Raw genomic sequence first — 22,666 nt, forward strand, 5'->3', positions numbered from 1 at the left:
CAAAAAAGTCCCGACCCTTAAACGGCCATCAGGTCCTTTTCTTTCTGCTTCACAGCAACTTCGATGTCAGCCACGAACTTGTCGGTCAGCTTCTGGATGTCATCGGCGGCGCGACGTTCTTCGTCTTCGCTGATTTCTTTCTCTTTGACCAGGTCTTTGAGCTGGCTCAACGCGTCACGACGAATGTTACGCACGGCAATGCGGCCATCTTCGGCTGCGTCACGGGCCTGCTTGGTGAAACCCTTGCGGGTTTCTTCAGTCAGTGCCGGCATCGAGATCAGCAGCAGCTCACCCAGGTTGGTCGGGTTGAAACCCAGGCCCGAATTGAGGATGGCTTTCTCTACTGCGGCCAGCATGTTGCGCTCGAAAGCGACCACTTGCAGCGTGCGGGCGTCCTTTACAGTGACGTTGGCAACCTGATTGATCGGGGTGTCGGCACCGTAGTAAGGCACCTGGACGCCAGCCAGGATCTGTGGGTTGGCCGCGCCGGTACGAATACGGCTGAAGGCCTGCGCCAGGGACTCCAGCGATTTCTGCATACGCTCTTGGGCGTCTTTCTTGATTTCGTTGATCATTTTTGAACTTCCTCGATCAGAGTTCCTTCAGCGCCGCCATGCACGATGTTCAGCAGGGCGCCAGGCTTGTTCATGTTGAAGACGCGCAGCGGCATCTTGTGGTCGCGGCACAGGCAGATTGCCGTCAGGTCCATCACGCCCAGCTTGCGATCCAGCACTTCATCGTAGGTCAGATGATCGAACTTCTCGGCATGCGGGTCTTTGAATGGATCTGCAGTGTATACACCATCGACCTTGGTTGCCTTCAATACCACGTCGGCATCGATTTCGATGGCGCGCAGGCAAGCGGCGGAGTCAGTGGTAAAGAACGGGTTGCCGGTGCCGGCAGCGAAGATTACAACTTCTTTGGCGTTCAGGTGGCGCATGGCTTTGCGGCGATCGTAGTGATCGGTCACGCCTACCATGGAAATTGCCGACATGACGATAGCGGTGATGTTCGCGCGTTCCAGCGCATCACGCATGGCAAGACCGTTCATGACGGTGGCCAGCATACCCATGTGGTCGCCAGTGACGCGATCCATGCCGGCTGCACTGAGCGCCGCGCCACGGAACAGGTTGCCACCACCGATCACCAGGCCTACTTGAACACCGATGCCGACCAGCTGGCCGACTTCCAGCGCCATGCGATCCAGGACCTTGGGGTCGATCCCGAATTCTTCCGAGCCCATCAGGGCCTCGCCGCTCAGTTTGAGTAGAATGCGTTTATAGCGAGCTTGATAACCACTGCCCTGCTGAGCCATTGCGAATCTCTCCTGCGGCGTTTGTAAAAATCTTGCGGGCTGTTCTCAGCCCGCGCGTAACTCTAAGCGTGGCGCAGCGACTGCGCCAGCGAAAGGCGGTCTCGTAAACCACTCCCGCTTTGACAAAGAGGCTGCGCGCGTGAGCGGGCAGCCTCTTCGGGGCGACAGATTTGACTCTGTCTTACTGCTTGGCAGCAGCCAGTTGAGCAGCAACTTCTTCAGCGAAGTTGTCGACTGGCTTCTCGATGCCTTCGCCTACTTTGAAGTAGGTGAAGGAAACGATTTCAGCGCCGGCTTTCTTGGCCAGTTCACCGACCTTGATTTCCGGGTTCATGACGAACGCTTGCTCGACCAGGCTGGCTTCGGCCAGGAACTTCGAGATACGGCCTTTGACCATGTTCTCGACGATGTTCTCAGGCTTGCCCTTGATCTTCTCTTCGTTCAGGGTCAGGAAGACGTTCTTCTCACGCTCGATCGCCTCAGCCGAGACTTCCGATGGCAGCAGGAACTCTGGGTTGCTTGCCGCTACGTGCATGGCGATTTCTTTGGCCAGCTGGACGTCGCCACCCTTCAGGACAACAGCAACACCGATCTTGTTGCCGTGCAGGTAGGTACCGACAACGTCACCCTCAACGCGCACCAGGCGACGGATGTTGACGTTCTCGCCTACTTTGGCGACCAGTGCTTCACGAGCCGATTCGCGAGCAGCGATCAGCGGAGCGGCATCGGTCAGCTTCTCGGCGAAAGCTTGTTCAACGCTTTCAGCGACGAAGTTCTTGAAGTCGTCTTGCAGGGCCAGGAAGTCGGTCTGCGAGTTGACTTCCAGCAGGACAGCGGCCTTGTCGTCGGCCTTGATGGCGATAGCGCCTTCAGCGGCAACGTTGCCAGCCTTTTTAGCGGCCTTGATGGCGCCCGAAGCGCGCATGTCGTCAATGGCTTTTTCGATGTCGCCGCCGGCCTTTTCCAGGGCCTTCTTGCAATCCATCATGCCTTCGCCAGTACGCTCACGCAGTTCTTTGACCAGCGCTGCAGTAATTGCTGCCATTTCAAATTCCTCTTGGATAGGTTTTCAACCATTCCACCCGATACTTGACGGGCGTTCAATTCTGTAAATCCACTCACCAGCACTCATGCCCTGACAAGGTTGCAACGGCGATGCTGACAAGAGGATTTCAAGGTGGCAAAAAGGGGGCCTAGCCCCCTTTTTGCGTGCCGAGTAGACGCCAGGCGTCAATTACTCAGCAGCTGGTGCTGCTTCTTCCGCGTAAACTTCGGTGCCGCCGGCAACATTGTTACGACCACGGATAACGGCGTCAGCCATCGAACCCATGTACAGCTGGATAGCGCGGATGGCGTCATCGTTACCTGGGATGATGTAGTCAACGCCTTCTGGGCTGCTGTTGGTATCGACAACGCCGATGACCGGGATGCCCAGCTTGTTGGCTTCGGTGATAGCGATGCGCTCGTGGTCAACGTCGATCACGAACAGCGCATCAGGCAGGCCGCCCATGTCCTTGATACCGCCCAGGCTGCGATCCAGTTTTTCCAGATCACGGGTGCGCATCAGGGCTTCTTTCTTGGTCAGCTTGGCGAAAGTGCCATCTTCGGCCTGGGTTTCCAGGTCGCGCAGACGCTTGATCGAAGCACGGATGGTCTTGTAGTTGGTCAGCATGCCGCCCAACCAGCGGTGATCGACGTACGGCGAACCGCAACGTGCTGCTTCTTCAGCAACGATCTTGCCAGCGGAACGCTTGGTGCCGACGAACAGAATCTTGTTTTTGCCCTGGGCCAGACGCTCGACGAAAGTCAGTGCGTCGTTGAACATTGGCAGGGTTTTTTCAAGGTTGATGATGTGAATCTTGTTGCGCGCGCCGAAAATGTACTTGCCCATTTTCGGATTCCAGTAACGGGTTTGGTGACCGAAGTGCACACCGGCCTTCAGCATATCGCGCATGTTGACTTGGGACATGATAGTTCCTTGATAAGTCGGGTTGGGCCTCCACGTATCCCAATGACCAACCCCGGACCTGTGATCCGAAGCACCCAGGTCATCGTGTCGACACGTGTGTGGGTTTAAGCTTTCGGGGCTATCCCCGCAAAGCGGCGCATTTTATATCACAGAAGCAGGGCAAACGGAACCCGAAATAACATCGGTCGTCAGCGCCTTTTGCACCGGCGCCACAATCGCGCCAGAATGCCTCTATATAAAGGCTGTATCAGCGCCATAGCCGCCTGAGTGGGCAGTGCTCTGGTAGAATCCGGCCTTTCCTCAGTTTATTCGCGCATCCCAGCGCCGTAGAGAGCCTGCAATGACCGTAACCATCAAAACCGCCGAAGACATCGAAAAGATGCGTATCGCCGGCCGCCTGGCCGCCGAAGTCCTGGAGATGATCGAAGAGCACGTCAAGCCCGGTGTCACCACCGAAGCGCTCGACCGCCTGTGCCACGACTATATCGTCAACGTCCAGAAGGCCATCCCGGCGCCGCTGAACTACAAGGGCTTTCCCAAGTCGATCTGCACCTCGGTCAACCACGTGGTATGCCACGGCATCCCCGGCGACAAGCCGCTCAAGGACGGTGACACGCTGAACATCGACGTGACCGTCATCAAGGATGGCTACCACGGCGACACCAGCCGCATGTTCCACGTCGGCAACGTGCCGGTCTGGGCCGAGCGCCTGTCCCAGGTCACCCAGGAATGCATGTACAAGGCCATCGAGCTGGTCAAGCCGGGCTGCCGCCTGGGCGACATCGGCGAAGTGATCCAGAAGCACGCTGAAAAGAACGGCTTCTCGGTGGTTCGCGAGTTCTGCGGTCACGGTATCGGCAAGGTGTTCCACGAAGAGCCGCAGATCCTGCACTATGGCCGTGCCGGCACCGGCATGGAGCTCAAGGAAGGCATGACCTTCACCATCGAGCCGATGATCAACCAGGGCCGCGCCGACACCAAGGTATTGGGCGACGGCTGGACCGCCATCACCAAGGACCGCAAGCTCTCGGCGCAGTGGGAACACACCCTGGTGGTGACTGCCACTGGCTACGAGATCTTCACCCTGCGTAAAGACGACACCATTCCCCGCACGTCGGCCTGATTCAAACAGGAAAGTGACTCGATGCCCCAGGTGGATCCCGAGCTGTTCGATCGCGGCCAGTTCCAGGCGGAACTGGCCCTCAAGGCTAGCCCCATCGCTGCCTTCAAGAAGGCCATCCGCCAGGCGGGCGAAGTGCTCGACAAGCGCTTTCGCGACAACCGCGAGATCCGCCGGCTGATCGAGGACCGCGCCTGGTTCGTCGACAACATCCTGCAGCAGGCCTGGAACCAGTTCACCTGGAGCGAAGACGCCGATATCGCCCTGATTGCCACCGGTGGCTACGGGCGCGGCGAACTGCACCCGCACTCCGACATCGACCTGCTGATCCTGCTCGACAGTGCCGACCATGAAGTGTTTCGCGACTCGATCGAACGCTTCCTGACCCTACTCTGGGACATCGGCCTGGAAGTGGGCCAGAGCGTGCGCTCGGTCGAGGAATGTGCAGAGCAAGCGCGTGCCGACCTGACCGTGGTCACCAACCTCATGGAAAGTCGCACCATCGCCGGCCCCGAGCACTTGCGCCAGCGCATGCTCGAGGTCACCAGCACCGCGCACATGTGGCCGAGCAAGGAGTTCTTCCTGGCCAAACGCGCGGAACAGAAGGCCCGGCACCACAAGTACAACGACACCGAATACAACCTTGAGCCCAACGTGAAGGGCTCACCAGGCGGGCTGCGCGACATCCAGACCGTGCTTTGGATCGCCCGTCGCCAATACGGCACCCTCAACCTGCACGCCCTGGCCGGTGAAGGCTTCCTGCTGGAAAGCGAGAATGCCCTGCTGGCCTCCTCCCAGGAGTTCCTGTGGAAAGTGCGCTACGCCTTGCACATGCTGGCGGGCCGCGCCGAGGACCGCTTGCTGTTCGACCACCAGCGCAGTATTGCCAGCTTGCTGGGTTTTACCGATGAGAACCCCAAGCGGGCCATCGAGCAGTTCATGCAGCAATACTACCGGGTGGTCATGAGCATCGCCGAGCTCAGCGACCTGATCATCCAGCACTTCGAGGAGGTCATCCTCGACGACGACAGTGGCAATACCCAGCCACTGAACGCTCGCTTCCGCCTGCATGACGGCTACATCGAGGCGGTCAGGCCGAACGTGTTCAAGCGTACGCCATTCGCCATGCTGGAAATCTTCGTGCTGATGGCGCAACACCCGGAAATCAAAGGTGTGCGTGCCGACACCATTCGCCTGCTGCGCGAACACCGGCACCTGATCGACGACGACTTTCGCAACGACATTCGCAACACCAGCCTGTTCATCGAGCTGTTCAAGTGCGAGATCGGCATTCACCGCAACCTGCGGCGCATGAACCGCTACGGCATCCTCGGCCGTTACCTGCCGGAGTTCGGCCTGATCGTCGGGCAGATGCAGCACGACCTGTTCCACATCTATACGGTCGACGCCCACACCCTGAACCTGATCAAGCACCTGCGCAAACTGCAGTACACCCCGGTGTCCGAGAAATTCCCGCTGGCCAGCAAGCTCATGGGCCGACTGCCCAAGCCTGAACTGATCTACCTGGCCGGGCTCTATCACGACATCGGCAAGGGGCGCCAGGGCGACCACTCCGAGCTTGGCGCCGTCGACGCCCAGGCCTTTTGCGTACGCCACCAGTTGCCGGTGTGGGACAGCCGCCTGATCGTCTGGCTGGTGCAGCATCACCTGGTGATGTCGACCACCGCCCAGCGCAAGGACCTCTCCGATCCACAGGTGATCCACGATTTTGCACAACTGGTGGGTGACGAAACCCGCCTGGATTACCTCTACGTGCTGACCGTGGCCGATATCAACGCCACCAACCCGAGCCTGTGGAACTCATGGCGTGCAAGCCTCTTGCGCCAGCTCTACACCGAGACCAAGCGCGCCTTGCGCCGCGGCCTTGAGAACCCACTGGACCGCGAAGAGCAGATCCGCCAGACCCAGAGTGCCGCCCTGGACATTCTCATCCGCGAGGGCACCGACCCGGACGACGTCGAGCAGCTCTGGGCGCAACTGGGTGACGACTACTTCCTGCGCCATACCGCCGCCGACGTGGCCTGGCACAGCGACGCGATCCTGCAGCAGCCAGCCGACGGCGGCCCGCTGGTGCTGATCAAGGAAACCACCCAGCGCGAGTTCGAAGGCGGCACGCAGATCTTCATCTATGCCCCCGACCAGCACGATTTCTTCGCCGTGACCGTAGCGGCCATGGACCAGCTCAACCTGAACATCCACGACGCCCGCATCATCACCTCCAGCAGCCAGTTCACCCTCGACACCTATATTGTGCTCGACAACGATGGTGGCTCGATCGGCGACAATCCGCAGCGGGTCAAGGAGATTCGCGACGGCCTGACCGACGCCCTGCGCAACCCGGATGATTACCCGACCATCATCAAGCGTCGCGTACCGCGCCAGCTCAAGCACTTCACCTTTGCGCCGCAGGTCACCATCCACAACGACGCCCAGCGGCCGGTCACCATCCTCGAGCTCAGCGCCCCCGACCGCCCGGGCCTGCTCGCGCGGATCGGCAAGATCTTCCTGGAGTTCGACCTGTCGCTGCAAAATGCCAAGATTGCCACCCTCGGTGAACGGGTCGAAGACGTTTTCTTCATTACCGACGCCGACAACCAGCCGCTGTCCGACCCCCAGCTGTGCAGCCGCCTGCAGGATGCCATTGTCGAGCAATTGCGCGTCGACCAGGCCGCCGCGGCACCGATTTCCCGCCTGACCATTTAACGTTTGACGAGACCTTGCGCCGATGAACACCGATTTGCTTCAGCTTCAGCCTTACCCGTTCGAGAAACTGCGTGCATTGCTCGGCAGCGTTCAGCCAGCCGCCGACAAACGCGCCATTGCCCTGTCGATCGGTGAGCCCAAGCATGAATCGCCGGCCTTCGTCGCCCAGGCACTGGCCGACAACCTGCAGCAGATGGCCGTCTACCCCACGACTGCTGGCCTTCCAGCCCTGCGCCAGGCCATCACCCGCTGGTGCGAGCGTCGCTTCAAGGTGCCCAGCGGCTGGTTGGATGCCGACAAACACGTGCTGCCGGTCAACGGCACCCGTGAAGCCCTGTTCGCCTTCACCCAGGCCGTGGTCAACCGTGACGCAGACGGCCTGGTGATCAGCCCCAACCCGTTCTACCAGATCTACGAAGGTGCGGCCCTGCTGGCCGGCGCCACCCCGCACTACCTGCCCTGCCTCGACAGCAACGGTTTCAACCCGGACTTCGACGCCGTCTCGGCGCAAACATGGAAACGCTGCCAGATCCTGTTCCTGTGCTCGCCCGGCAACCCCACCGGCGCCCTGGTGCCGATGGAAACCCTGAAAAAGCTCATTGCCCTGGCTGATGAGCACGATTTCGTGATTGCTGCCGATGAGTGCTACAGCGAACTGTACTTCGATGAGCAAACTCCGCCGCCTGGCCTGCTCAGCGCCTGCGTCGAGCTGGGTCGCAGCGACTTCAAGCGTTGCGTGGTATTCCACAGCCTGTCCAAGCGTTCCAACCTGCCGGGCCTGCGCTCGGGCTTCGTCGCCGGTGACGCCGAGATCATCAAGCCGTTCCTGCTGTACCGCACCTACCATGGCTGCGCCATGCCCATCCAGACCCAACTGGCGAGCATTGCGGCCTGGAACGATGAGGAGCACGTACTGGCCAACCGCGACCTGTATCGCGAGAAGTTCGATGCGGTATTGGAAATTCTGGCGCCGGTGCTCGACGTGCAGCGCCCGGACGGCGGCTTCTATCTCTGGGCCAGGGTGCCGGGTGACGATGCCGAGTTCTGCCGCGACCTGTACAAGACCCAGCACGTGACCGTCGTACCTGGCTCTTACCTGTCCCGTGAAGTGAATGGCATCAACCCAGGGGCCGGCCGCGTGCGCATGGCGCTGGTTGCGTCGCTGGCCGAATGCGTGGAAGCCGCTGAGCGGATTCGCGACTTCTTGAAGAAGTAAGTTATCGCGGGGTACGCCCGCTCCTACCGTAGGAGCGGGTTTGCCAAGCGAATCATTTAACTGCCCCCAGGTTCGCCTCGCTCAAGTCCAGCTCCCCCAGCACTTCGCGCACTACATCATCACCCACCTGGTGATGCCGGTGCAGCCTGTACAGCTCCAGCCGCTGCGCCCGCAGCGCACGCAACCGCAAGCGCCGCTCCAACTGGTCCATCTGTTCGGCCAGGGCCTGGGCCTCGGCATTGTCATTGAAGGTGTCCAGTTGATGCCGGTACTCGGCCATCAAACGCGCCTTGAGTTCTGCCGCCAGCGCTGCCTGAGCCGCATCCTGCGGGGACCCGGGCTCGGCCAGCTCTTCGGCTTCCAGGGCATGGATTGCAGCTTCAGCCGTGCGCCGCCAGGCATCCTTGGCTTCCTGACGCAACGTGTCATCCGGACTCTTGGGCACCCCACGCAACAAAATCGGCAAGGCGATACAGGCCGAGACCAGCGACAGCAAAATGACCCCCGCGGCGATGAAGATCAGCAGGTCCCTTTCCGGGAATGCAGTGCCGGCGCTGATCAGCAGCGGCACCGACATGACACCGGCCAGCGTCACGGCCCCGCGTACACCGCCAATGGTCAGCAGCCAGCAGGAACGTGCATTGGGTACCTCCACCAAGTCCTTCTTGCCGCGCCAGCGGCGGACCATGCCGATCAGGCGCCACACGCCCTGCACCCAGACAAAACGCAGCACCACCAGCACCGCAAAGATCGCCACCACATCCAGGCAGCGCCACAACAGGGTCGGCCACAGCGACGCCTCATGGCTGGTGACGGCCTTGATGATGTCCGGCAATTGCAGGCCCAGCAGCAGGAAGATCAAGCCGTTGAAACTGAACTCCAGCAGCGACCAGACACTGCGGTTGAGCAACCGGGTGCTGGTCTGGCGCGGCAGCAGGTCGAGCCAGCTCTGCATCATCCCCGCCGCCACCGCCGAGAGAATCCCGGAGGCGCCAAGGCGCTCGGCCAGCACATAGGCGGCAAACGGCAGCAGCAACATGAACACTACGTGGGTGGCCGGATCATCCCAACCGCGCGCGATCATCCAGGCGCGCAAGCGCCCTACCAACCAACTCAGCGCAACACCAATCGCCAGGCCACCCACCGCCACCAGAACGAAGGTAAGACTGGCCTGCGCCAGCGAGAACGCCCCGGTAATCGCCGCCACCAGGGCGAACTTGAAGGTCACCAGGCCGGTGGCATCGTTCATCAAGGCTTCGCCCTGAAGCATGTGCATCAGCGGGGTTGGCAAGCGATCCTGGGCAATGGCCGATACCGCTACGGCGTCGGTCGGCGACAATACAGCCGCCAGGGCAAAAGCCACCGGCAGCGGAATGCTCGGCAAGATCCAGTGAATGAAATAGCCGGCCCCCACCACAGTGAACAGCACCAGGCCAACAGCCAGTGTCAGGATCGGACCCCGCAAGCGCCACAGGTCACGCTTGGGCATGCGCCAACCATCGGCAAACAGCAAAGGCGGCAGGAACAGAAAGAGGAAAAGTTCTGGGTCCAGGGCCACGTGCAACCCCAGGGTCGGCCATGCCAGCAAGGCGCCGGCGCCGATCTGTACCAGCGGCAGCGGCAGTGGAATTACCCGCCCCACGAGCTTGGAGACACTCACCAGCATCAGCAGGATGAGAACGGTGTAGGCTGATTGCATACGGCGTGTTCCTGTTCAATTCATGCGCAATCAACGGCATACATGGCCCGGGCAGGGCTTGCCATTGAAACGACATAGTAGCCGTTCAGGCTGCTGGCACACCGCTGCACAAAAGTCGCAGAGGCTGCCGAAACCTGTAACACAATGCTACAAAGTGCCTAGGCAAGGCCAACCCAAACCGGTTGACCGTGGCATAATCCTTCACCATTTTTTCCCAGGAGGGGCAAGACATGATCAACCGCGACAAGCCATTGCACCTTTATGGAATCAAGGCCTGTGACACCATGAAGAAAGCCCGTACCTGGCTGGAAGACAAAGGCCTGGGCTACGACTTTCACGACTACAAGACCCAAGGCATTGACCGTGACAGCCTGACCCGCTGGTGTAACGAACACGGCTGGGAAACCGTCCTCAACCGTGCCGGCACTACCTTCCGCAAGCTCGACGACGCTCAGAAGGCCGACCTCGACCAGGCCAAGGCCATCGAACTGATGCTGGCCCAACCGTCGATGATCAAGCGCCCGGTGCTCGACCTCGGCGCGCGGACCCTGGTGGGCTTCAAGCCCGACCTGTACGCAGCCGCCCTTAAATAACGCGGCGCCAAGCTTTCATTCAAATTCGCAAGAGGTAACTGCATGTCCACTTCCCTGTTCAGCCTGGCCTTCGGTGTCGGCACCCAAAACCGTCAGGGCGCCTGGCTGGAAGTCTTCTACGCACAGCCACTGATCAATCCGAGTGCCGAACTGGTTGCCGCCATCTCGCCCGTACTGGGTTATGAAGGTGGCAACCAGGCCATCGCCTTCAGCAACACCCAGGCCGCACAGCTGGCCGATGCCCTCAAGGGTGTCGACGCCGCTCAGGCCGCCCTGCTGACCCGCCTGGCCGAAAGCAACAAGCCGCTGGTTGCCACCCTGCTGGCCGAAGACGCCGCCCTGACCTCCACCCCGGAGGCCTACCTCAAGCTGCACCTGCTCTCGCACCGCCTGGTCAAGCCGCACGGCCTGAGCCTGGCCGGCATCTTCCCGTTGCTGCCGAACGTGGCCTGGACCAGCCAGGGTGCCGTCGACCTGGCCGAACTGGCCGAACAGCAGCTCGAAGCACGCCTGAAGGGCGAACTGCTCGAAGTGTTCTCGGTCGACAAGTTCCCGAAAATGACCGACTACGTAGTACCTGCAGGCGTGCGCATTGCCGACAGCGCCCGCGTACGCCTGGGTGCCTACATTGGTGAAGGCACCACCGTCATGCACGAAGGCTTCGTCAACTTTAACGCCGGCACAGAAGGCCCAGGCATGATCGAAGGCCGCGTTTCGGCGGGCGTGTTCGTCGGCAAGGGCTCGGACCTGGGCGGCGGCTGCTCGACCATGGGCACCCTGTCGGGCGGCGGCAACATCATCATCAAGGTCGGCGAAGGCTGCCTGATCGGCGCCAACGCCGGTATCGGCATCCCGCTGGGTGACCGCAACACCGTCGAAGCCGGCCTGTACATCACTGCAGGCACCAAAGTGGCACTGCTCGACGAGCAGAACCAGTTGGTCAAAGTGGTCAAGGCGCGCGATCTGGCGGGCCAGACCGACCTGCTGTTCCGTCGTAACTCGGTAACCGGCGCAGTAGAGTGCAAGACGCACAAGTCGGCGATCGAACTGAACGAAGCGCTGCACGCCCACAACTAAGTGGTACCATCGGGCCTGGCCTAACGCCAGGCCCGATATTCAGGTCCGATCATCATGTTCCAGCCCTCCCCGTGGCGTACTGACTTCCCAGCCATCGCCGCCCTGCAACGCCAGCACCAGACCTACCTGGACAGCGCTGCCACCACGCAAAAGCCACAAATCCTGCTCGATGCCCTGAGCCATTATTACGGCCACGGCGCCGCCAATGTGCATCGTGCCCAACACCTCCCCGGCGCCTTGGCTACCCAGGCTTTCGAGCGTAGCCGGGAAAAGGTTGCCAGCTGGCTGAATGCCGGTGACACCCAGAGCATCATCTTCACCCATGGCGCCACGTCGGCACTCAACCTGCTGGCCTATGGCCTTGAAGGACAGTTCGAGGCCGGTGACGAAATCGTCATCAGCGCCCTGGAACACCACGCCAACCTTCTACCCTGGCAACAGCTGGCCCATCGTCGCGGCCTCAAGCTGGTGATCCTGCCCCTGGATGGCCGCGGCCTGATCGACCTTGAAACTGCACTCCAGCTGATTGGCCCGCGCACCCGCTTGCTGGCGGTGAGCCAGCTGTCCAATGTTCTGGGCGCCTGGCAGCCCCTCGCACCGCTGCTGGACCACGCCCGCGCCCAAGGCGCGCTGACCGTTGTCGACGGCGCCCAAGGGGTGGTGCATGGTCGTCAGGACATGCAGCAACTGGGCTGCGACTTCTATGTGTTTTCCAGCCACAAACTCTATGGCCCCGACGGCGTCGGCGTGCTTTACGGCGGCAGCGAAGCCCTGGCACGCCTGCGCCATTGGCAGTTCGGCGGCGAAATGGTCCAGATCGCCGACTACCAGAGCGCAAGCTTTCGTCCGGCGCCCCTGGGTTTCGAGGCTGGCACACCGCCTATTGCGAGCGTCATCGGCCTGGGGGCCAGCCTCGATTACCTGGCCGGGCTCGACCCGAGCGCTGTGATCGAACACGAAGCCGGCTTGCATCGCCATCTGTTGCGCGGCCTCAATGATCGCGAAGGCATCCGCCTGCTGGGTCAGCCGCAGCTGGCCCTGGCCAGTTTCGTGGTCGAAGGCGTCCACAACGCTGACCTCGCGCATATGCTGACCGAACAAGGCATTGCTGTACGCGCCGGACATCACTGCGCCATGCCGCTGCTCAAAAGCCTCGGCCTGGACGGTGCCATCCGCGTTTCCCTTGCCCTGTACAACGACTCCGCCGACCTGCAGCGCTTCTTCGAGGCACTGGATCAAGCCCTGGAGCTGCTGCGATGAGCCTGCCCGATAGCGCACAAGAAGCCCTTGCCAGCTTTGAGCAGGCGGCCGGCTGGGAACAACGGGCCCGCCTGCTGATGCAATGGGGTGAGCGCTTGGCACCGTTGAGTGACGAGGAAAGATCCGAGGCCAACCGGGTTCATGGCTGCGAAAGCCAGGTGTGGCTGGTCGCCGAACAACACGATGGCCAATGGCGATTCAAGGGTGCCAGCGATGCACGGATCATTCGCGGCCTGCTGGCACTGCTGCTGGTGCGGGTCGAGGGCCTGTCCAGCGCTGAACTTGTGCAGCTCGACCTGCCCGCCTGGTTCCTTCAGCTGGGCCTGGGCCGCCAGCTCTCCCCCTCGCGCAGCAACGGCCTGAACGCCGTGCTGCAGCGCATGGCTCAGCTCGCCGCCGACGCCTGAGCCTTGTTGCGCTCGGAGGGGCGACGGGCACCCGCTACCAGCTTTTCCACCGCCTTGCTGGCGGCGACCATGCCGAAGGTCGCCGTCACCATCATCACCGCGCCGAAGCCGCCGGAGCAATCGAGCTTGACGCCCTCGCCGACAAAACTCTTCTGCAGGCAAACACTGCCGTCCCCCTTGGGGTAGCGCAGCTGCTCAGTGGAAAACACGCACGGCACGCTGTAGTTGCGGGTGACCGTACGCGAAAAGTTGTAGTCCCGGCGCAAGGTCGAACGCACGCGAGAGGCCAGCGGGTCGTTGAAGGTCTTGTTCAGGTCGGCCACCTGGATCTGGGTCGGATCGATCTGCCCACCGGCGCCGCCGGTGGTGATGATGGTGACCTTGTGCCGCTTGCACCAGCCGATCAACGCCGCCTTGGCCATGACACTGTCGATGCAGTCGATCACACAGTCGATGTCCTTGCCGATGTATTCGGGCAGGGTTTCCTTGGTCACGAAGTCCACCACCGCATGCACCTTGCACGCAGGATTGATCGCCCGCAGGCGTTCGGCCATGACCTCGGCCTTGGCGCGACCGATAGTGCCTTCCATCGCATGCAACTGGCGGTTGGTGTTGCTGACGCAGACATCGTCCAGGTCAAACAGCGAGATTTCACCGACGCCACTACGGGCCATCGCCTCGGCCGCCCACGAACCGACGCCGCCGATGCCGACGATTGCCACATGGGCTTCGCGCAGGCGCTGCAGGCCGTTATCGCCATACAACCTTGCAACACCGGCAAAGCGTGGATCATCTGTACTCATGGCCATACCCCGAAAAAACCGGCGCGCATTATAGGCCTCTTGCGGCCCGATGCCATCCCGCTTCAGACCGGACGCCACGCCGGAGTTGGTAAAGTCGGCGCTAATCCTGCTTTAATGTCCGATGCAATCTTCAGTCTTGGACGACAACAGCACGGGCCCAAGAACTTCAATACGTGGAGTCTATCTAACCTACAGCCGCCAACCTGTTCCTACACAGCATAGGCGGGCTAAGAGCAGGATCCGCGCCGTGTGGCGCTCGCCCGTTCCACCCTTCGGAACCCGAACTATCTATGTCATCGCGTAAATTTGGTATCAACCTGGTGATAGTCATGGCGATTGCCGCACTATTCACCGGGTTCTGGGCACTGATCAACCGCCCCGTATCTGCACCCGACTGGCCGGAGCAGATTTCCGGCTTCTCCTACTCGCCGTTTCGTCTAGGCGAAAGCCCGCAGAAGGGCCAGTACCCCAACGAAGACGAGTTGCGCCAAGACCTGGAGCAGTTGAGCAAGCTCACCGACAGCATTCGTATCTACACCGTCGAAGGTACCCAGGCCGAGATACCGCGCCTGGCCGAGGAGTTCGGCCTGCGGGTGACGCTCGGGGTATGGATCAGTCCGGACCTCGAACGCAACGAACGGGAAATCCAGAAAGCCATCGAACTGGCCAACAGCTCGCGCAGCGTCGTGCGCGTGATGGTCGGTAACGAGGCCCTGTTCCGCGAAGAAATCACCCCCGAGGCGTTGATCCAGTACCTGGACCGGGTCCGGGCCGCCGTGAAAGTACCGGTGACCACCAGCGAACAGTGGCACATCTGGAAGGAACACCCCGAGTTGGCCAAGCACGTCGACCTGATTGCAGCTCACATTCTGCCGTACTGGGAGTTCATCCCGATGAAAGAAGCCGGTCAGTTCGTGCTCGACCGTGCCCGCGACCTCAAACAGCTCTTCCCGCGCAAGTCGCTGCTGCTTTCCGAGGTCGGCTGGCCCAGCAATGGCCGCATGCGCGGAGGCGCCGACGCCACCCAGGCCGACCAGGCAATCTACTTGCGCACCTTGGTCAATACCCTCAACCGCCAGGGCTACAACTACTTCGTCATCGAGGCCTACGATCAACCCTGGAAAGCCAGCGACGAAGGTTCGGTGGGTGCCTACTGGGGCGTGTTCAATGCCGCTCGCCAGCAGAAATTCAATTTTGAAGGGCCGGTCGTGGCCATCCCACAATGGCGCGTACTCGCGGTAGGTTCAGTGGTGCTGGCGATGCTGTCGCTGACCCTGCTGCTGATCGACGGCTCGGCCCTGCGCCAGCGCGGCCGCACCTTCCTGACCTTCATCGCCTTTCTCTGCGGCTCGGTACTGGTGTGGATCGGCTATGACTACAGCCAGCAATACAGCACCTGGTTCAGCTTGACCGTAGGCTTTCTGCTCGCCCTGGGTGCCCTTGGGGTATTCATCGTGCTGTTGACCGAAGCCCATGAACTGGCCGAGGCAGTATGGATTCACAAGCGTCGCCGGGAATTCCTGCCGGTGCAGGCCGACAGCGCCTACCGGCCGAAAGTGTCGGTGCATGTGCCGTGCTACAACGAGCCGCCGGAGATGGTCAAACAGACCCTCAATGCCCTCGCCGCCCTCGATTACCCGGACTACGAAGTCCTGATCATCGACAACAACACCAAGGACCCGGCCGTCTGGGAGCCGATCAAGGCCCACTGCGAGATGCTCGGCGAGCGCTTCAAGTTCTTCCATGTCTCGCCCCTTGCCGGGTTCAAGGGCGGTGCGCTGAACTACCTGATCCCGCATACGGCCAAGGACGCCGAGGTAATCGCAGTGATCGACTCGGACTACTGCGTGGACCGCAACTGGCTCAAGCACATGGTGCCGCACTTTGCCGACCCGAAAATCGCCGTGGTGCAATCGCCGCAGGACTATCGCGACCAGAACGAAAGCACCTTCAAGAAGCTGTGCTACAGCGAGTACAAGGGCTTCTTCCATATCGGCATGGTGACTCGCAACGACCGCGACGCGATCATCCAGCACGGCACCATGACCATGACCCGCCGCTCGGTGCTCGAAGAACTGGGCTGGGCCGACTGGTGCATCTGTGAAGACGCCGAACTGGGCCTGCGGGTGTTCGAGAAAGGTTACTCGGCGGCGTACTCCCATGAGAGCTATGGCAAGGGCCTGATGCCCGACACCTTCATCGACTTCAAGAAGCAGCGCTTCCGCTGGGCCTATGGCGCCATCCAGATCATCAAGCGCCATTCCGCGGCGCTGCTGCGCGGCAAAGATTCGGAACTCACCCGTGGCCAGCGCTATCACTTCCTGGCCGGCTGGCTACCTTGGATCGCCGACGGCATGAACATTTTCTTCACCGTGGGCGCCCTGCTCTGGTCGGCAGCGATGATCATCGTGCCGCAACGGGTCGACCCGCCGCTGCTGATCTTCGCCATTCCGCCGCTGGCGCTGTTCGTCTTCAAGGTCGGCAAGATCGTGTTCTTGTACCGCCGCGCGGTCGGGGTCAACCTCAAGGACGCCTTCGCCGCGGCCCTGGCGGGCCTTGCGCTGTCGCACACCATTGCCAAGGCGGTGCTGTACGGGTTCTTTACCAGCAGCATTCCGTTCATTCGCACTCCCAAGCATGCCGATAGCCATGGTCTGCTGGTGGCTATTTCCGAGGCCCGCGAAGAGCTGTTCATCATGGTCTTGCTGTGGGGCGCTGCGGCCGGGATCTACCTGGTCCAGGGCCTGCCGAGCAATGACATGCGCTTCTGGGTGACCATGCTGCTGGTGCAATCGCTGCCGTACCTGGCGGCCTTGATCATGGCGATGCTGTCGTCGCTGCCAAAACCCGTGGATGCCGTCCAACCTGCCCAGGCATCTTGACCGGTCTTTTGTAGCCGCGGCCGCCAGGCTGCGATCGGCCACAATGTGGCCGCCAAGATTGAATGGCGACTGCTATGCAGTCGATCGCAGCCCGACGGCAGCGGCTACAGATCGTCGCTCCAGTAGTTTTGCTATAAGATAACGCCCCTCGAATTCGTGCCCTGCCTTGCCCCCGGAGTTCCTTCAATGACGGCCCCAGCCGACCTCTCGCCTACCCTTGAACTGGCCTGCGACCTGATCCGTCGCCCCTCGGTGACCCCAGTGGACGCCGATTGCCAGAAACAAATGATGCAGCGCCTGGGCGATGCCGGCTTCATGCTCGAGCCGATGCGCATCGAAGACGTCGATAACTTCTGGGCCACCCACGGTACCCAGGATGGTCCGGTGCTGTGCTTTGCCGGTCACACCGATGTAGTGCCGACCGGCCCGGTGCAGGCCTGGCAGAACGATCCGTTCGACGCCCTGATCGATGCCGACGGCATGCTCTGTGGCCGCGGCGCCGCCGACATGAAAGGCAGCCTGGCGGCCATGGTAGTGGCCACCGAGCGCTTCGTCGCCGACTACCCCGACCACCGCGGCAAGGTCGCCTTCCTCATCACCAGCGACGAAGAAGGCCCGGCCCACCACGGTACCAAGGCGGTCATCGAGCGCCTGGCCGCGCGCAAGGAACGCCTGGACTGGTGCATCGTCGGCGAGCCGTCGAGCACCAGCCTGGTGGGTGACGTGGTCAAGAACGGCCGTCGCGGCTCCCTCGGCGCCAAGCTGACCGTACGCGGTGTGCAGGGGCATGTGGCCTACCCGCACCTGGCCAAGAACCCGATCCACCTGGCCGCCCCGGCCCTGGCGGAACTGGCGGCCGAGCACTGGGACGAAGGCAACGCATTCTTCCCGCCGACCAGCTTCCAGATCTCAAACCTCAATTCCGGCACCGGTGCCACCAACGTGGTGCCGGGCGAGCTCACCGCGCTGTTCAACTTCCGCTTCTCGACCGAGTCGACGGTCGAAGGCCTGCAGCAGCGTGTCGCCGCAATCCTCGACAACCACCAGCTGGACTGGCATGTGGACTGGGCGCTGTCGGGCCTGCCGTTCCTGACCGAGCCCGGTGACCTGCTCGATGCCGTCTCGGCCAGCATCAAGGCCGTGACCGGCCGTGAAACCCAAGCCTCGACCAGTGGTGGCACTTCCGACGGGCGCTTCATTGCCACCCTCGGTACCCAGGTGGTTGAACTGGGCCCGGTCAACGCGACCATCCACCAGGTCAACGAGCGGATCCTGGCCAGCGACCTGGATGTGCTGACCGAGATCTACTACCAGACCCTGACCCGGTTGCTTGCCTGATGCTCACCTGCCCTATCTGCAGCGCTCCGCTGAGCACTCTCGACAACGGTGTGGCCTGCCCGGCCGGGCATCGTTTCGACCGTGCCCGTCAGGGTTACCTGAACCTGTTGCCGGTGCAGCACAAGAACAGTCGCGACCCCGGCGACAACCAGGCCATGGTCGAAGCCCGCCGCGACTTTCTCAACGCCGGGCACTACGCCCCGGTGGCCCGCCGGCTGGCGGAGCTTGCCGCACAGCGTGCGCCTGAGCGCTGGCTGGATATCGGCTGCGGCGAGGGTTACTACACCGCCCAGATCGCCGAGGCGCTGCCCGAGGCCGACGGCTACGCGCTGGACATCTCCCGCGAGGCGGTCAAGCGTGCCTGCCGGCGCAACCCGGCACTGACCTGGCTGGTAGCAAGCATGGCGCGGGTGCCCCTGGCCGATGCCAGCTGCCAGTTCCTGGCCAGCGTGTTCAGCCCCCTGGACTGGCAGGAGGCGCTGCGCCTGCTCGCCCCTGGCGGCGGCCTGATGCGGGTCGGCCCGACCAACGAGCACCTGATCGAGTTGCGCCACAAGCTCTACGATGAAGTGCGCGACTACGCCGACGACAAGCACCTGGCGCTGGTCCCGGCAGGCATGCAGCATGCCCACAGTGAAACCCTGAGATTCCGCCTGAGCCTTGTCGATGGCAAGTCCCGCGCCGACCTGCTGGCCATGACCCCTCATGGCTGGCGCGCCAGCGCGGAAAAACGAGCCGGCGTCATCGAACAGGCCGAACCTTTCGAGGTCACGGTATCGATGCGTTACGATTACTTTGTGCGCCAAGACTGAGCACACCCGGAGCCCCCATGCGCCAACCCGATATCGAGATTTACCTCAAAGACGCCGACGTCGACCACAAGCAGATCGCTGACTGGCTGACCCAGGCATTGGGCCCTTGCAGCGAATGGCAGCAAAAAGGCCAGACCTGGAAATGCACGGCCGGTAACATTCCAGTTACCTGGTTACCGAAGGCTGTAGGCAAATGGAACAGTCTCTACCTGGAAAGTGACCAGACCCCGTGGGACGATGACATCGCCTGCGCCCGCGCCGCCTTTGCCGCACTGAACGTCGAAGTACGCTGTGCGCCGGGTACCTGGGTCGAGGAAGAAGGTGAGGACGATGCCGATCGCTGGATCCGCATCAGCGCCGACGGTGAAGAGGAAATCACCTGGCGTACCAGCTGAGCCGGCTTCTACGAAAAGGCCCGCCCCGGTCGTCCGGCGGCGGGCCTTTTCGCTGGTGGGCCCAGGCTCAAGGCTTGTGACCCGGTGCTTACAGCCCGATTACATCTTCCGCCTGCAGGCCTTTCTGGCCCTGAGTCAGACTGTATTCGACCTGTTGCCCCTCGATGAGGGTGCGATGCCCCTCACCACGAATGGCACGGTAGTGAACGAACACGTCCGCGCCACCTTCACGCTGAATGAAGCCATAACCCTTGGCGTCATTGAACCACTTCACACTTCCAGTTTCACGAGACGACATCTGAACTACTCCGAATTTTTATTTTGGAATCGCCTTGCTTGCAGAGGGGTCACCACCCTCCACCGACGCAGCTTGCAGAAAACTCCTGCAAGCGGCGGACCGAGTATAAGACACACTTAAATTAAATTTCATGACCGGAGTGCTTTTTGCTGAACTTGCGCAGATACGGCACACTAACCGACTGAGCAATCACTCGAAAATCTCATCCAGAGCACACACCGTATGACCCGTTCCCCCCTGCGCCGCCTGATCTTTGGCGCCCTGCGTCGCCTGTTGTACCTGTGGGTTCGCTCCGAGACCATCAACCAGTCAGCCTTCACCCTGAACCTGGACCGCAGCCGTCCGGTGTTCTATGCCCTGCAATCGCCCTCCCTGACCGACCTGGCCGTGCTCGACCGCGAGTGCACCAAAGCGGGGCTTCCGCGCCCGGTACTGCCGGTGTCGGTGGGCACCCTGCACGAGCCTGCCGCGTTCTTCTACCTCACACCCGAGCCCGACTGGCTTGGCCGCCAGGACAAGCGTGGCGCACCGCCGACCCTCGCCCGTCTGGTCAATGCCATCAGCCAGCATGCCGAGGAAGACGCACAGATCATTCCGGTCAGCGTGTTCTGGGGCCAGTCACCGGCCAGCGAGTCCAGCCCCTGGAAGCTGCTGTTCGCCGACAGCTGGGCCGTCACCGGCCGCTTGCGGCGACTGCTGACCGTGCTGATCCTGGGCCGCAAGACCCGCGTGCAGTTTTCCGAGCCGATCCACCTGCGTGAGCTGGTGCAGCACAACAAAGGCCACGAACGCACGGTGCGCATGGCCCAGCGCATGCTGCGGGTACACTTTCGCAACCTCAAGACTGCAGTCATCGGCCCGGACATCTCGCACCGACGCAACCTGGTCAAAGGCCTGGTCCACGATCCACTGGTTCGCCAAGCCATCGCCGACGAAGCCGAACGCCAGAGCATTCCCCTGGCCAAGGCCGAGGCCCAGGCCCTGCGCTATGGCAACGAGATTGCCTCGGACTACACCTACACCGCCATCCGTTTTCTCGAAGTGGTGCTCAGCTGGTTCTGGAACAAGATCTACGACGGCATCAAGGTCAATCACATCGAGCAGGTGCAGGGCATCGCTCCGGGTCACGAGGTGATCTACGTACCTTGCCATCGTAGCCACATCGACTATTTGCTGCTGTCCTACCTGCTGTTTCGCAACGGCCTGACACCACCGCACATCGCCGCCGGCATCAACCTGAACATGCCCGTGATCGGCGGCCTGCTGCGCCGTGGCGGGGCGTTCTTCATGCGCCGCACGTTCAAGGGCAACCCGCTGTACACGGCGGTGTTCAATGAATACCTGCATACCCTGTTCACCAAGGGCTTCCCGGTGGAGTACTTCGTCGAGGGTGGCCGTTCGCGCACTGGACGCATGCTGCAGCCAAAGACCGGCATGCTGGCCATTACCTTGCGCAGCTACCTGCGTTCCTCGCGCACGCCAATCGTCTTTGTGCCGGTGTACATCGGCTACGAGCGCGTGCTTGAAGGCCGTACCTATCTGGGTGAGCTGCGCGGCGCGAGCAAAAAGAAGGAGTCGATCTTTGACATCTTCAAGGTCCTGGGCGCCCTCAAGCAGCGCTTCGGCCAGGTGGCGGTCAACTTTGGCGAACCGATTCGCCTGGGCGCCTTCCTCGACCAGCAGCAACCGGGCTGGCGCGAGCAGGCCCATGCGCCCCAGTTCCGCCCAGCCTGGTTGAACGAAACCACCTCGCGCCTGGGTGAAAAGGTCGCCCGCCACCTCAACGAGGCCGCAGCCATAAACCCGGTCAATCTCGCTGCCCTGGCCCTGCTCTCCACCAGCCGGCTGGCCCTGGACGAGCGTGCCCTGGCGCGTGTGCTGGACCTGTACCTGGCCTTGTTGCGCCAGGTGCCCTACTCACCGCACACCACCCTGCCCGAAGGTGACGGCCTGGCATTGATCAGCCACGTCAAGGGCATGGGCCTGCTGGCCGAGCAGAGCGATGCGCTGGGCAGGATCCTGTACCTGGACGAACAGAACGCGGTGCTGATGACCTACTACCGCAACAACGTCCTGCACATCTTCGCCCTGCCGGCGCTACTGGCAAGCTTCTTCCAGAGCAGCTCGCGCATGAGCCGCGAGCTGATCCTGCAATACACCCGGGCGTTGTACCCGTACCTGCAATCGGAGCTGTTCATTCGCTGGGAGCTGGACGAACTCGACGGCGTGATCGACCAGTGGCTGCAGGCCTTCGTCGACCATGGCCTGCTGCGCTTCGAGAACGACGTGTACCTGCGCCCGGCACCCAGCTCACGCCAGTTCGTGCTGCTGACCTTGCTGGCCCGGGCCATCACCCAGACGCTGCAGCGTTTCTACATGGCCACCGCGCTATTGCTCAACAGCGGCCAACACACCCTCAGCGCCGAAGAGCTGGAAGACCTGTGCGTGGTCATGGCCCAGCGCCTGTCGATCCTGCATGGCCTCAACGCCCCGGAGTTCTTCGACAAGACCCTGTTCCGCCATTTCATCCAGACCCAGATCGAACAAGGCGTCCTGCGCCCGGACACCCACGGCAAGCTGGGTTACCACGAAAAACTCAGTGAACTGGCCGAAGGTGCGGCCAAGCGCGTATTGTCGGCCGAAATCCGCCTGTCGATTCGCCAGGTTGCCCTGCACCGCAGCGAAGAGCACCCCGAAGTACCGGCATAGTCCCTACTGGCCTGTGCCCTGGAGCAACACGACTTAACCTGGGTTGGTC

19 protein-coding genes are annotated in these 22,666 nt (G+C 61.9%); 12 read left to right on the plus strand and 7 right to left on the minus strand.

All coding sequences use genetic code 11. The features are described 5' to 3' along the window. Positions 1-17 precede the first annotated feature (17 nt). The 4 genes from frr to rpsB all read right to left on the minus strand — a co-directional run bounded on the left by frr (position 18) and on the right by rpsB (position 3,284). On the minus strand, positions 18-575 hold the full coding sequence (gene frr, locus ABVN19_RS16990) for a ribosome recycling factor (protein ID WP_028942989.1): 558 nt from the start codon (positions 573-575) through the stop codon (positions 18-20). Next, entirely contained in the window at positions 572-1,315 is a 744-nt protein-coding gene (gene pyrH / locus ABVN19_RS16995; protein ID WP_008094912.1) for a UMP kinase, read from the minus strand. Before pyrH ends, frr begins: the two co-directional genes overlap by 4 nt. A gap of 181 nt (positions 1,316-1,496) precedes the next feature. After that, positions 1,497-2,360, minus strand: coding sequence for a translation elongation factor Ts (tsf, locus tag ABVN19_RS17000; RefSeq protein ID WP_028942988.1), 864 nt, complete (start codon positions 2,358-2,360; stop codon positions 1,497-1,499). 189 nt (positions 2,361-2,549) lie between these two features. Further along, positions 2,550-3,284 carry a 30S ribosomal protein S2 gene (gene rpsB, locus ABVN19_RS17005; RefSeq protein WP_028942987.1) on the minus strand — a complete coding sequence of 245 codons (735 nt, stop codon included), beginning with the start codon at positions 3,282-3,284 and terminating at the stop codon, positions 2,550-2,552. Positions 3,285-3,624: 340 nt separating this feature from the next. Between rpsB and map the strand changes: the two genes are divergently transcribed. Genes map through dapC form a run of 3 tightly spaced genes read left to right on the plus strand, consistent with a single transcriptional unit; the run spans position 3,625 to position 8,344 of the window. Then, on the plus strand, positions 3,625-4,407 hold the full coding sequence (gene map / locus ABVN19_RS17010; protein ID WP_028942986.1) for a type I methionyl aminopeptidase: 783 nt from the start codon (positions 3,625-3,627) through the stop codon (positions 4,405-4,407). A gap of 21 nt (positions 4,408-4,428) precedes the next feature. Next, complete coding sequence (locus tag ABVN19_RS17015) at positions 4,429-7,128, plus strand: [protein-PII] uridylyltransferase (RefSeq protein WP_028942985.1); 2,700 nt, start codon at positions 4,429-4,431, stop codon at positions 7,126-7,128. Positions 7,129-7,150: 22 nt separating this feature from the next. After that, the gene (gene dapC / locus ABVN19_RS17020; protein ID WP_028942984.1) at positions 7,151-8,344 is read left to right on the plus strand and encodes a succinyldiaminopimelate transaminase; all 1,194 of its coding nucleotides are present in this window, start codon (positions 7,151-7,153) and stop codon (positions 8,342-8,344) included. A 52-nt stretch (positions 8,345-8,396) separates the two neighbouring features. Here dapC and ABVN19_RS17025 read toward each other — a convergent pair whose 3' ends face one another. Then, complete coding sequence (locus ABVN19_RS17025; RefSeq protein ID WP_028942983.1) at positions 8,397-10,043, minus strand: Na+/H+ antiporter; 1,647 nt, start codon at positions 10,041-10,043, stop codon at positions 8,397-8,399. A 230-nt stretch (positions 10,044-10,273) separates the two neighbouring features. Here ABVN19_RS17025 and ABVN19_RS17030 point away from each other — a divergent pair, with 230 nt between their 5' ends. From ABVN19_RS17030 to ABVN19_RS17045, 4 genes are read left to right on the plus strand one after another with little or no spacing between them, the layout of a single operon-like run. Further along, complete coding sequence (locus tag ABVN19_RS17030) at positions 10,274-10,636, plus strand: ArsC family reductase (RefSeq protein WP_028942982.1); 363 nt, start codon at positions 10,274-10,276, stop codon at positions 10,634-10,636. A 42-nt stretch (positions 10,637-10,678) separates the two neighbouring features. Beyond that, entirely contained in the window at positions 10,679-11,713 is a 1,035-nt protein-coding gene (gene dapD, locus ABVN19_RS17035) for a 2,3,4,5-tetrahydropyridine-2,6-dicarboxylate N-succinyltransferase (protein WP_028942981.1), read from the plus strand. Between the two features lie 54 nt (positions 11,714-11,767). Next, entirely contained in the window at positions 11,768-12,973 is a 1,206-nt protein-coding gene (locus ABVN19_RS17040) for a cysteine desulfurase (RefSeq protein ID WP_028942980.1), read from the plus strand. Then, on the plus strand, positions 12,970-13,380 hold the full coding sequence (locus ABVN19_RS17045; RefSeq protein ID WP_105641175.1) for a SufE family protein: 411 nt from the start codon (positions 12,970-12,972) through the stop codon (positions 13,378-13,380). Before ABVN19_RS17040 ends, ABVN19_RS17045 begins: the two co-directional genes overlap by 4 nt. Here the strand turns inward: ABVN19_RS17045 and tcdA are convergent. Then, positions 13,359-14,183 (minus strand): tRNA cyclic N6-threonylcarbamoyladenosine(37) synthase TcdA, encoded by an 825-nt coding sequence (tcdA, locus tag ABVN19_RS17050; protein ID WP_084167946.1) that lies wholly within the window; start codon positions 14,181-14,183, stop codon positions 13,359-13,361. The genes ABVN19_RS17045 and tcdA overlap by 22 nt on opposite strands. A gap of 290 nt (positions 14,184-14,473) precedes the next feature. On the opposite strand from tcdA, the gene ABVN19_RS17055 reads away from it, so the two are divergent. From ABVN19_RS17055 to ABVN19_RS17070, 4 genes are all read left to right on the plus strand, one after another. Further along, positions 14,474-17,065, plus strand: coding sequence for a glycosyltransferase (locus ABVN19_RS17055; protein WP_028942977.1), 2,592 nt, complete (start codon positions 14,474-14,476; stop codon positions 17,063-17,065). Between the two features lie 186 nt (positions 17,066-17,251). After that, complete coding sequence (dapE, locus tag ABVN19_RS17060) at positions 17,252-18,403, plus strand: succinyl-diaminopimelate desuccinylase (protein WP_105641176.1); 1,152 nt, start codon at positions 17,252-17,254, stop codon at positions 18,401-18,403. Further along, positions 18,403-19,215, plus strand: a complete 813-nt coding sequence (locus ABVN19_RS17065; protein ID WP_028942975.1) for a putative RNA methyltransferase — start codon at positions 18,403-18,405, stop codon at positions 19,213-19,215. The genes dapE and ABVN19_RS17065 overlap by 1 nt, the downstream gene beginning before the upstream one ends. 17 nt (positions 19,216-19,232) lie before the next feature. Next, positions 19,233-19,610, plus strand: coding sequence for a hypothetical protein (locus tag ABVN19_RS17070; RefSeq protein WP_028942974.1), 378 nt, complete (start codon positions 19,233-19,235; stop codon positions 19,608-19,610). An 88-nt stretch (positions 19,611-19,698) separates the two neighbouring features. On the opposite strand, the gene ABVN19_RS17075 is transcribed toward ABVN19_RS17070, so the two are convergent. Beyond that, entirely contained in the window at positions 19,699-19,908 is a 210-nt protein-coding gene (locus tag ABVN19_RS17075) for a cold-shock protein (protein ID WP_028942973.1), read from the minus strand. 222 nt (positions 19,909-20,130) lie between these two features. Here ABVN19_RS17075 and plsB point away from each other — a divergent pair, with 222 nt between their 5' ends. Further along, positions 20,131-22,617: a glycerol-3-phosphate 1-O-acyltransferase PlsB gene (gene plsB / locus ABVN19_RS17080; protein ID WP_105641177.1), complete on the plus strand. Its 2,487-nt coding sequence runs from the start codon at positions 20,131-20,133 to the stop codon at positions 22,615-22,617. Positions 22,618-22,666 lie beyond the last annotated feature (49 nt).

The sequence above is a fragment of the Pseudomonas vranovensis genome (assembly GCF_040438935.1).
In the GTDB taxonomy this organism is placed as follows: domain Bacteria; phylum Pseudomonadota; class Gammaproteobacteria; order Pseudomonadales; family Pseudomonadaceae; genus Aquipseudomonas; species Aquipseudomonas vranovensis.

Excerpts from the sequence above, each read along its gene's own strand:
- frr (WP_028942989.1), bottom strand. The coding sequence starts at position 575 with ATGATCAACGAAATCAAGAAAGACGCCCAAGAGCGTATGCAGAAATCG.
- pyrH (WP_008094912.1), bottom strand. The coding sequence starts at position 1,315 with ATGGCTCAGCAGGGCAGTGGTTATCAAGCTCGCTATAAACGCATTCTA.
- tsf (WP_028942988.1), bottom strand. The coding sequence starts at position 2,360 with ATGGCAGCAATTACTGCAGCGCTGGTCAAAGAACTGCGTGAGCGTACT.
- rpsB (WP_028942987.1), bottom strand. The coding sequence starts at position 3,284 with ATGTCCCAAGTCAACATGCGCGATATGCTGAAGGCCGGTGTGCACTTC.
- map (WP_028942986.1), top strand. The coding sequence starts at position 3,625 with ATGACCGTAACCATCAAAACCGCCGAAGACATCGAAAAGATGCGTATC.
- ABVN19_RS17015 (WP_028942985.1), top strand. The coding sequence starts at position 4,429 with ATGCCCCAGGTGGATCCCGAGCTGTTCGATCGCGGCCAGTTCCAGGCG.
- dapC (WP_028942984.1), top strand. The coding sequence starts at position 7,151 with ATGAACACCGATTTGCTTCAGCTTCAGCCTTACCCGTTCGAGAAACTG.
- ABVN19_RS17025 (WP_028942983.1), bottom strand. The coding sequence starts at position 10,043 with ATGCAATCAGCCTACACCGTTCTCATCCTGCTGATGCTGGTGAGTGTC.
- ABVN19_RS17030 (WP_028942982.1), top strand. The coding sequence starts at position 10,274 with ATGATCAACCGCGACAAGCCATTGCACCTTTATGGAATCAAGGCCTGT.
- dapD (WP_028942981.1), top strand. The coding sequence starts at position 10,679 with ATGTCCACTTCCCTGTTCAGCCTGGCCTTCGGTGTCGGCACCCAAAAC.
- ABVN19_RS17040 (WP_028942980.1), top strand. The coding sequence starts at position 11,768 with ATGTTCCAGCCCTCCCCGTGGCGTACTGACTTCCCAGCCATCGCCGCC.
- ABVN19_RS17045 (WP_105641175.1), top strand. The coding sequence starts at position 12,970 with ATGAGCCTGCCCGATAGCGCACAAGAAGCCCTTGCCAGCTTTGAGCAG.
- tcdA (WP_084167946.1), bottom strand. The coding sequence starts at position 14,183 with ATGAGTACAGATGATCCACGCTTTGCCGGTGTTGCAAGGTTGTATGGC.
- ABVN19_RS17055 (WP_028942977.1), top strand. The coding sequence starts at position 14,474 with ATGTCATCGCGTAAATTTGGTATCAACCTGGTGATAGTCATGGCGATT.
- dapE (WP_105641176.1), top strand. The coding sequence starts at position 17,252 with ATGACGGCCCCAGCCGACCTCTCGCCTACCCTTGAACTGGCCTGCGAC.
- ABVN19_RS17065 (WP_028942975.1), top strand. The coding sequence starts at position 18,403 with ATGCTCACCTGCCCTATCTGCAGCGCTCCGCTGAGCACTCTCGACAAC.
- ABVN19_RS17070 (WP_028942974.1), top strand. The coding sequence starts at position 19,233 with ATGCGCCAACCCGATATCGAGATTTACCTCAAAGACGCCGACGTCGAC.
- ABVN19_RS17075 (WP_028942973.1), bottom strand. The coding sequence starts at position 19,908 with ATGTCGTCTCGTGAAACTGGAAGTGTGAAGTGGTTCAATGACGCCAAG.
- plsB (WP_105641177.1), top strand. The coding sequence starts at position 20,131 with ATGACCCGTTCCCCCCTGCGCCGCCTGATCTTTGGCGCCCTGCGTCGC.